The following is a 10,087-nucleotide window of genomic DNA, read 5'->3' on the forward strand; positions in this document are numbered from 1 at the left end:
GGTTAAAGTCGCCGCTGTTGCGGTGAGGCTGTATGCTAGAGTAGGTCCTAGGTTTAAGGTCATTTTGGTAAAATGATCTCCCACGACCTTAAAATTATTACCATCATAAATGATGCCATTAAGATTAGAGGTAAGATCTGATGTTTCCTGAGTCCACGTGGATCCATCTGCCGAAGAGAATAACTCACCTTTTAATCCAACAGCCAGAAAACTCCCATTACCAAAGCTGATATTATTTAATGCATCAGCTGATATTGTACCCTTCGTAAAAGTTACCAAATCTTCTGTGGTTAGAATTACCGCCTGCTGGCTAAGTGTATCTTCTCCAACCAGAATATAAGCTCTACCATCATAGGCAATTCCCTTTAAAGAGGTATTTGGAAAACCAATCTCTAAGGGCGTACCCCACTGTACACCATCTGATGATTTTGCTATAACAACATTATCGGGCTCATAGGTACTAGGATTGTAATTCATCCCGAGAGCTACAAATTGATTATTCAAGTAGGTTACTGTATTAAACGCATAATCCCCGTTCTTAAATCGCTCTGTCCATGCGTTTCCATTTACTGAAGAGTAAATTCCACCATAATCAGAAACAGCAACGTATTGATTTGCGCCAAAAGCGACGCCGCTTAAATTGTCCTGCACACCGCTATCTGTCACCGTCCAAGTGTCACCGTTAGTCGAGGTAACCACTTTGGCATTAAGATTGTAGTTTTCTTTATTTGTAACCGCAATAAACTTCCCTGCTCCATACGTGACCGCATTCATTCCCGGCAGCTTTGAGGAAGTGACATCATTCCATACTGCGGAGCTATTAGATTTGTAGATAGAACCATATTCCCCGGATGAGACGGCAATATAATTACCATCACCATCCTTAGCAATACTTTTCAGATTGCCGCTGACATTACTCCACGCCGATAGGTCAGAAGAAACCAGCAATCCGCTGCCCCCTGAGGCAACATATTTGCCATTTCCGTAAACCATATTATTCACCATCATTGTTGTATGGGTATCCGAAGATGTCCACTGGGTGCTGTCCAACGGAGCCGCAGCAGATTTATAAATTACCCCTTGTCCATATAACAAATAGCTCCCATTTAAAGAAGCCCCCCCATAAAATTGCTTATTATCCCATGAAGCATCAACGGTCCAGTTAGCGCCGTCTGTAGAGGTAAATACTTTTTTAGCAAAAGGAGTCACGATATAACTAAAAAAACGATCCTTTAAATACATTACATTCATAACAAAAGGCCAATTCGAATTATAGTGGTCGATCACTAGATTGGTTAAGGTAACCGTTGTCCAGTTGATCAGATCTGTTGAGGTGTAATAGACTGCATTGTTAGCAGAGACTACGTATTTGTTCTGTCCGTAAGCAATATCCGTTAACATTTGCATACCGAATATTGTATTGGTAGAAGTAATTCTTGTATCTGTCCAGACAACGCCATCCGAGGATTGCAGAAGAGTTACATCATAAGAAGGTGGATTGGTACCATTTTTATATACTGACTGCCATACAAAGAATTTTCCATTAACCGCTTTCAGTCTTTCCGGAGTGATCGATAACGTAGTTTTGGTCCAGCTTTCACCATCGGCTGACTTATATACTGCCTTTTCACTGCCATCGATAGCTAAGAACAGCCCATTAGCGAACACGATTGAGTTAAGCTTGGGACTTCCCACCTTTTTAGAGATAGACCAATCCACACCATTCGTTGAAGTAGATATTCCTCCTTGGCCCACCGCAACAAAAATACCATTGCCAAATGCAACACTGTTCAAATCTCCAGCTGATGTGGAACTTTGATCAATGATATTGCTATTGCTGGGTGCTGCATCTGTTACTCCAGGCATAAATAGAGAACTTACGATAGAAAATACTAAACTTATTGCTAATAAAAGATTGCCACTCCGCTTAAACACAAGTTTCCCCCTTTGGCATTACACCATAATATAAATCAACAGTTCCACCATATGGAAATTGAATGTCTTTTCTAAGCTTTTTAGCCATTTGGTTTGTTTTTTATATCGGTATAATCCGAGAGAATTATTATGAATTTAACATTAAATTTTGATTAAAAATGAAGAATCTTTTTATCGCGCACATGTGATTTCCATGACTTTACAAATGAGAAAAAAACCTATTAAATATCAGGTCTTCATCCTGTATTCAATAGGTTTTTTATGAGAATGCACATAGCTTCTTATATTTTATTGTTAAAGAGAAATCGCTGCTTCTAATGCAACTTCCATCATGCTGTTGAAAGAATTTTGTCTTTCTTCGGCCGTGGTTACCGCATGAGTCACTAATGAATCTGAAATAGTAAGAATACATGCCGCTTGTTTACCTAATACTTTCGCATTATGGAACAATGCATAGCTCTCCATTTCTACACATACACAGCCATGTTCATTGTAAAATTCATTGTGGCCGGGCACGTTGTCTTCATGGTAGAATACATCGCTTGAATGAATTCTCGCCGTTAAAATTGGCTTGTTAATACGTTTAGCTGCTTCTTCAATGACTTCGTTCAATTCTTTACTTGGCAGCTGCACGTCTCCTTCTACACCACTTTGCACATAGGCGTATGTAGATTCACTCCAGGCACTATCTGCCAGTACCACATCAAATAAATTCAATTTATCTGTGTAGGCACCTGCACTACCGATACGAATGATGTTTTCCACACCATAATTTTTGTATAGTTCATAAGAATAAATACCGATACTTGGCATTCCCATTCCCGAACCCATTACTGACACTTCTTTACCTTTGTAAGTGCCTGTATATCCAAACATATTCCGTACCGTATTAAATTGGGTTGGATTTTCCAAATAGGTTTCTGCGATATACTTCGCTCTTAACGGATCTCCTGGCATTAATACTGTTTTGGCGATTTCACCATTTTGTGCTGCATTGTGCGGTGTCGACATAATTTATTCCTCCTAAGTTTGTTACTCAACTACTATCTTACTATACCATCCATGAATTTAAATATACGTTTAAAATATTCTTTTGTTATAATTTATTCGCAATTCATTTAGTTTCTGGAACATTATTTTGATTTCCTCCATCTTCTCTATCGAATTATCATTTGGTTCGTAATCCCCTTGATTTTATTTGCTCATTGGCGCATAAAAAAGCCCCCACTTTGTGAAAAGTGAGGGCTTTGGATCTTTGCTTTTATTAACCGTATCGATTAGTTACGGATCAGATAATCAAATGCACCTAAAGCTGCAGTTGCACCAGATCCCATCGAAATGATGATTTGTTTATAAGCACTATTAGTGCAATCGCCAGCAGCAAATACTCCTGGTACGTTTGTGGCACCATGGCTATCTACAACGATTTCGCCAACGCGAGTACGTTCAACCATGTCACCTAACCAATCTGTATTCGGAACCAGACCGATCTGTACAAATACACCTTGCAATTCGATATGGTGAGTTTCTTCTGTTGCGCGATCGATATAAGAAATACCATTTACCTTATCAGTTCCGGTAATTTCTTTCGTTTGCACGTTCTTAAGCACAGTAACATTAGGAAGGCTGTAGAGACGGTCTTGCAGTACAGCATCTGCTTTGAGCTCTGGAGCAAATTCCAGAACCGTGACATGCTTCACTATACCCGCAAGGTCAATAGCTGCCTCAATTCCTGAATTACCGCCGCCGACAACGGCAACATCTTTGCCTGCAAATAAAGGACCATCACAGTGTGGGCAGTAGGCTACACCTTTATTCTTGAATTCAGCTTCACCAGGCACACCCATATTGCGCCAACGAGCACCTGTCGATAGAATGACCGTCTTACTCTTTAGAACAGCACCATTCTCGAGTTCAACTTCAATTAATTCATTCTTATCTAAACGTGTAGCACGTTGTAATTTCATCACATCAATGCCGTACTCTTTCACTTGCTCTTCGAGTTTAGCCACTAGCTGAGGACCTTCAATGTAATTCACACTGATAAAGTTCTCAATACCAAGTGTGTCGTTAACCTGTCCGCCTAAACGTTCAGCAACAATACCTGTGCGAATCCCTTTACGTGCCGCATATATTGCTGCACTTGCGCCTGCTGGACCACCACCAACAACAAGCACGTCGTACGGTGCTTTGTTGTCAAACTCTGATGCATCCACAGTACTACCCATTTTAGCTAGAATTTCTTCAACCGTCATACGACCACTTTCGAAAAATTCACCGTTAAGGTAAACGCTTGGAACAGACATAATTTCTTTGCGCTCTACCTCTTCTTTGAACACTCCGCCGTCAATCATCGTATGGGTAATGCCGGGATTAAAGATACTCATTAGGTTCAGTGCTTGTACAACATCAGGGCAATTATGACAGCTTAGGCTGACATAAGTTTCAAACTTATATTCGCCACTAATGCCTTTGATCTGATCAATAACACTTTGCTCAACCTTAGGCGCTCTTCCGCTAACCTGCAATAGAGCCAATACTAATGAAGTAAACTCATGTCCAAGCGGAGTTCCAGCAAAGGTTACGCCCGTATCTTCACCTACACGATTTACGCTAAAGCTTGGGGTTCTAGGGAGTTCGGTTTTTTCTACCGTAATCCTAGCTGACATTTTGGCAATTTCATCAACCAGCGCTTCCATCTCTTGCGATGCTTCGTCAGTGCCTGCACTGATTTTCAGTACTACGTCGCCTTCCAAGAGTTCTAGGTATTGCGCAAGTTGAACTTTTATTTCTTGATCTAATTTCATTAGCTTTCGCTCCTTAAATCTTACCTACAAGATCCAGACTTGGTTTAAGAGTTTCTGCACCTTCAGACCATTTCGCTGGGCATACTTCACCTGGATGATTGCGTACATATTGTGCTGCTTTGATTTTGTTAACAAGTGCACTAGCATCGCGACCAATACCACCAGCATTAATCTCAACGGTTTGGATAATACCGTCTGGATCAATGATGAATGTACCACGATCAGCAAGACCGTCAGCTTCGATCAATACATCAAAGTTGCGGGAAATCACATGAGAAGGATCGCCGATCATGATGTATTTTACCTTGCCAATAGCTGCGGAGCTTTCATGCCATGCTTTATGTGTAAAGTGAGTATCTGTGGAAACGGAATATACTTCAACACCCAATTGTTTCAGGGTTTCATATTGGTTTTGCAAATCTTCAAGTTCAGTTGGGCATACGAATGTAAAGTCAGCTGGGTAGAAGCAAACTACACTCCATTTACCTTTAAAGTTTTCTTCTGATACATCGATGAATTTCCCATCTTGAAATGCGCTTGCTTTGAAGGGTAGGACTTCTGTTCCGATTAGTGACATATTATTTAAATCTCCTTTAAGTTTTATTTTTTGTGAGCACAATATTCAAATCTGCAAACATCACATATCTGAATACTATTTGTAATTATTATAATTAACCAAATTAAGGCCTGTCAAGTTATTTATAATAATTCTAATATGATAATCGTTGTCAGTCGCTAAATGTTCATAAATTATCATACTTATGAGCTAGTATGGGTTAGTTTTTACGTTTTATGTAGAGCAATTTCTACAATTCAAAGTCATCTGCTATAGAATTAATAATAGTTAAGGATTCCTTTGCTGCCTTTTGGTTAGAAGATCGATTTCCATGATATGTAATTAATGATTTCCATAAAGCCCATCCTCTTGCTCTGTTCCAAGTCCCTTCATCCATCTGTAATACATCCTTGAATACCTTTCTGTTATCCTTATCAAAAAAGTTCCAAGCCATTGCCGCATCACAAGCAGGATCGCCTACCCCCAAGATTCCAAAATCAATAACGGCGCAAATCCTCCCATTCTCAACCAAAATATTCGCTGACGCAATATCACCATGAACCCAAACCGGCTGCGAATTCCGCTTAGAATCTAATGCCGTCTCCCAAATTTTTTTCAACTTACCTTCATTAAAAATATCTTTATTCTGTTCCAGTGCGTGTCTAGACTCTTCATCATATACAGCTAAAGATCCACCTCTATAGAAATTATGCGCTCCTGCTAAAGGTCCTCCACTAGCCTCAATAGATTGTAATTCGATTAAAAATGCTCCTAAATCTCTAGCGACTTGATTAAGATCATTAATATTTTGATACGTTAATGTTTCACCCTCTACCCACTTATTGATAGACCAAGGCCATGGATATGTTTCACTAGGCTCCCCTTTAGCTAATGGTGTTGAAATCGGTAGTGTGAGTTCTTTAGCTAAAATGGGCAACCATCGTTGTTCTTTCTCCACTTGTGGAGCGTAAGCTGCCGCACTGGGTAACCTCACGCTCATATGCTCGCCTAAATGAAACGTTCGATTATCATGCCCACTGCATTTTACCGGTCTAATCTCTAAACTGGACCATGCGGGAAATTGTTCATTTATTAATCTCGCAACTAAATCAACGGTAATTGTATTCATAAAACCCTCCCTATCCTAAGTTTTACTAGCCAATTTCGTAAGAGACATCTAATATTATGTTAGTCTTACTAGTATCTACTTGCAATCTCTGCATTTAGATCAGCCACAAAAGGGACAAGCTAAGAAAGAAGCAGTTGAAAGGTTTTTTAACATAATATAATTACGAGGAAGAGGGGTGTTCCTTAATGACAAATAGCAAAACGAATCCTAAGGTAGACGGATTTTTAAGGAAAGTAAAACAGTGGCAGGAAGAATACGAGATGTTGAGAAATATCGTCCTTGACTGTGAATTAACCGAAGATTTTAAGTGGATGCATCCTTGTTATACGTTAGAGAACAAAAACATAGTCTTAATCCATGGATTTAAAGAATATATTGCGCTGCTGTTTCATAAAGGTGTCTTATTAAAGGATACCCATGGGATTCTGATTCAACAAACGGAGAATGTTCAAGCAGCACGCCAGATTCGGTTCGCCAATGTTCAAGAGATCCTAGAAAAAGAAAATATCATAAAAGACTATATCTATGAAGCCATCGAAGTTGAAAAAGCTGGCTTGGAAGTAGAATTTAAAAAGAACACGGATTTCATCATTCCTGATGAATTTCAAAATAAACTCGATGAAATGCCTGCCTTGAAAACTGCTTTCGAAGCTTTGACGCCTGGACGACAAAGAGCCTATCTTCATCATTTTTCTGAACCCAAGCAGTCCAAAACTCGAGTCTCTAGGGTTGAAAAATGGATGCCGCAAATTCTAGATGGAAAAGGATTAAATGATTAATGTTATAGGAAGAAGCAACCTTAGAACGGTGGGAAAACCGAACTGAGGCTGCTTCTTCTCTTTTTTACTAAGACAGATTTATTCTATTTCAGGTAGGTTCCTGTTACTCCAATTCCACCGCTACCGTTCAATACATAGACTCTCGCATTTCCTTTTCCGGAGCATACCAGTGTGATTGTGCCGTTAGTAACGGTTTTGGTATCGCCAGTCACCGCATCCACGTAAGTTCCATTCGGAATTCCGGTAAATGTCGCATTTCCTGAGATCGTAACTAATGCAAAGCTATCAATACCACTGGTGCTGTCGGTGTATCTTCTTTTAAATGCCAAATCACCGGATACATTTTCTGTGGAATATTGACCTTTTTGCAAGGCTGGAACAGCTCTTCTGATTAAATTAAGCTGTCTGATATGTTTGGCCAACGGATAGTTCAATGAATCGGCAAGTGTGCCGGTTGCGTTTGTATATTTACCGTAGTCCTGAACCGTAACGCTACCCTCGATATGATCTCCGAAGTAAGCGCGCCCTGTTGAGCTGAGCGGAGCATTTGGACCTACATCGATGACTGAACCTTTTTTAAATTCAATTTCTGAACCATAATAGATCGCAGGGATTCCTCGGAAGGTGAACATCAGGGAGAGATTCTCAGCCCAAGTATCTTGTGTTCCTGCAAACCGTTGATTCTCAGGTGCTTGGTCAGGTGCATAGTCATGAGAGTCAACATAAGTTACATTCCAGGTCGCATCGTTATAGAATTGATCCCCACTCCTCATACTGAAGGCTTCCTGTGCTGTCTTGAACGCCCAATGCATTGGAAAATCAATGACATCCATACCGGATTTCATCGAATAATCAGGCGCATGATAATTATTGCCGAGTAAAAATGCATTGTTCGAGGTTGGCTGTCCTGTTGTAGTAGAGTTATCCGCCCACTCTTGTTCTACCGACAGCTTATTGGAAGCGTAGTCATTTTGTCCATCACCCGGATAGGCTTTCGAGCTTTTCCATGTATAGAATGGCGTCGATATTGCCGGGATTCCACTGTTCCACACATCTCTGTACCGAGTAGCTACTTCCCCAAAGACAAAGAAGTTGGAGCCCCCTCTTGTTTTCCAAGCAGGAACAAAGTATTTGTTAAAAATATACCGGCTAACATGCTTCACAGTATCGACCCGGAAAGCATCAACACCCATATCAATATATTGATTATAGCTGTCAATTAGATACTGATTCACTACAGGATTTTCCGTGTTCAAGTCCACAGCGTCCCCTGCAATCTGCCCTGTCTGCACGGTATAAGATTCCCAGGAAAGACTTTTTTCGGTGTGGTACATGTTATTGTTGGTGTCCGCATTTTTCATGATGGCGAGTCTTGCCTGATATTGCTGATCAGGGGTCATCGTATCGTAGTTGGCTGGCAGCTTATCCGTAATTTTGATCATATTATTCACGGTGTCGGCTGCGTTTGGATCTTTTTTGAACATAGGTAACAGATTCTCTTCCCCAAAATTACCGGTATGATTCACGACAACATCCTGAATTACCTTTATCCCTTTGGCATGAGCCACATTGATTAATTCCTGATAAGAGGCTCCCGCTGATTCGTACCTTGGATCTACTTTGGAAAAATTAATCGCATGGTACCCATGATAATCATACCCGCTGGCATTCTGCACCACTGGTGTAATCCAAATCGCACTGAATCCGAGCGCCTTGATGTAATCTAGCTTTTGGATCAATCCCTTAAAATCCCCTCTCCAAGCTGGGTCTGAATCCGGATTCCCCGCCTTGGCATCATCCCATGAATGCACATTGTTACTCGGATCACCATCGTAGAAGCGAGAGGTAATCACGAAATAAATGGTGTCTTCACGGAAATCGCCTTTATTTCCAATCGTGTAGACGAAGCTCTGTTTCGTTTCATTTCCCGCACCGTCGACGACTAGGAATTTCAGTGTTGTCGTCTTATTAATGAGGATGGACGGTCCTGCCAGAGCCGTTAAAGCATTTCCTGAGATGTAGACTTTTGAGTTAGTGGTTGGTTCCGTACCATTATCCGTGTAATATGCGGTGGTGGTTGCCGCTTTGTTATCTTTTATATTAAAAGATACGGTTACTGCAGAGCTTGAATTTCCAACAGGTAAATTCGCTGTAATCGTTGGCGCTTGCAGGTCGAGATTTAGGTCAATAACATAAGCAAAAGTGCCTACGCTGCCTGCTTGACCTAAGGAGTTCACACCAAAAGCCTTGATAGTCATAGTAGAGACTACTTGGATTGGAGTCGTGTATAAGGTAGAAGATGTCGTAGGTGTCGACCCGTCTGTTGTATAGTAGATTTTATCGCTGCTACTGAGACTGGAAAGCTTCACGGTTTGAGCAGAATCATATGTCTTAGGCGTAGGAGAGACTGAAATCACAGGGATCTTCGGAATTTCTGGATTTGCGTCATACCACACATTATCCGAAGAATACCAGCCCTCTTTTACACTGCGGGACAAGTCGGCGGTCTGTTTGCCGTTGCCATCATTAAAGATAAGGCTTGTGCCAGAGGCGTTGGCAATAGTATAGCTGTACCAGTCATTCCCATCCGATTTCATCAGAATTCCTGGCCAAGCTCCGCTTGTTGGAACCGTCGTCGGACTCAGATTCCAGTAATGGATTCGGATCGTTGAGCTCCAGCTTGCTGGTTTCTTAAAATGAACCGTTAAGCCAGCCGAAGTTGGCGTTGGTGCAGGTGTTACGGTTGGTTTTGGTGTAGGTGTTGCGGTAGGTGTTACGGTTGGCGTTGGTGTAAGAGATGCGCTAGGTGTTGCTGTAGGAGTCACTGTTGGCGTTGATGTAGGTGTTGCAATAGGTGTTGGTGTAGGAGTCACTGTTGGCG

Annotated in this window: 7 protein-coding genes; 1 reads left to right on the plus strand and 6 read right to left on the minus strand. The window is 41.1% G+C overall.

The window, feature by feature from the left end; translation table 11 throughout:
- From CA598_RS29955 to CA598_RS29975, 5 genes are all read right to left on the minus strand, one after another.
- On the minus strand, positions 1-1,935 hold a 1,935-nt coding region (locus tag CA598_RS29955), incomplete at its 3' end, for a beta propeller repeat protein (protein ID WP_094878845.1).
- Between the two features lie 294 nt (positions 1,936-2,229).
- Positions 2,230-2,946 carry a purine-nucleoside phosphorylase gene (gene deoD, locus CA598_RS29960; RefSeq protein WP_094874689.1) on the minus strand — a complete coding sequence of 239 codons (717 nt, stop codon included), beginning with the start codon at positions 2,944-2,946 and terminating at the stop codon, positions 2,230-2,232.
- A 266-nt stretch (positions 2,947-3,212) separates the two neighbouring features.
- Positions 3,213-4,742: an alkyl hydroperoxide reductase subunit F gene (gene ahpF / locus CA598_RS29965; protein ID WP_094878846.1), complete on the minus strand. Its 1,530-nt coding sequence runs from the start codon at positions 4,740-4,742 to the stop codon at positions 3,213-3,215.
- A 13-nt stretch (positions 4,743-4,755) separates the two neighbouring features.
- Positions 4,756-5,319, minus strand: a complete 564-nt coding sequence (gene ahpC / locus CA598_RS29970) for an alkyl hydroperoxide reductase subunit C (protein WP_042192019.1) — start codon at positions 5,317-5,319, stop codon at positions 4,756-4,758.
- Positions 5,320-5,548: 229 nt separating this feature from the next.
- A complete protein-coding gene (locus CA598_RS29975) occupies positions 5,549-6,427 on the minus strand; it encodes an aminoglycoside phosphotransferase family protein (RefSeq protein WP_094878847.1) in 879 nt (292 codons plus the stop codon).
- Between the two features lie 185 nt (positions 6,428-6,612).
- Here CA598_RS29975 and CA598_RS29980 point away from each other — a divergent pair, with 185 nt between their 5' ends.
- Positions 6,613-7,206, plus strand: a complete 594-nt coding sequence (locus CA598_RS29980) for a YdeI/OmpD-associated family protein (protein ID WP_094878848.1) — start codon at positions 6,613-6,615, stop codon at positions 7,204-7,206.
- A gap of 83 nt (positions 7,207-7,289) precedes the next feature.
- Here the strand turns inward: CA598_RS29980 and CA598_RS29985 are convergent.
- On the minus strand, positions 7,290-10,087 hold a 2,798-nt coding region (locus CA598_RS29985), incomplete at its 5' end, for an alpha-amylase family glycosyl hydrolase (protein ID WP_143812478.1).

This window comes from Paenibacillus sp. VTT E-133291 (assembly GCF_002264395.1).
Taxonomy (GTDB): Bacteria; Bacillota; Bacilli; order Paenibacillales; family Paenibacillaceae; genus Paenibacillus_AQ; species Paenibacillus_AQ nitricinens.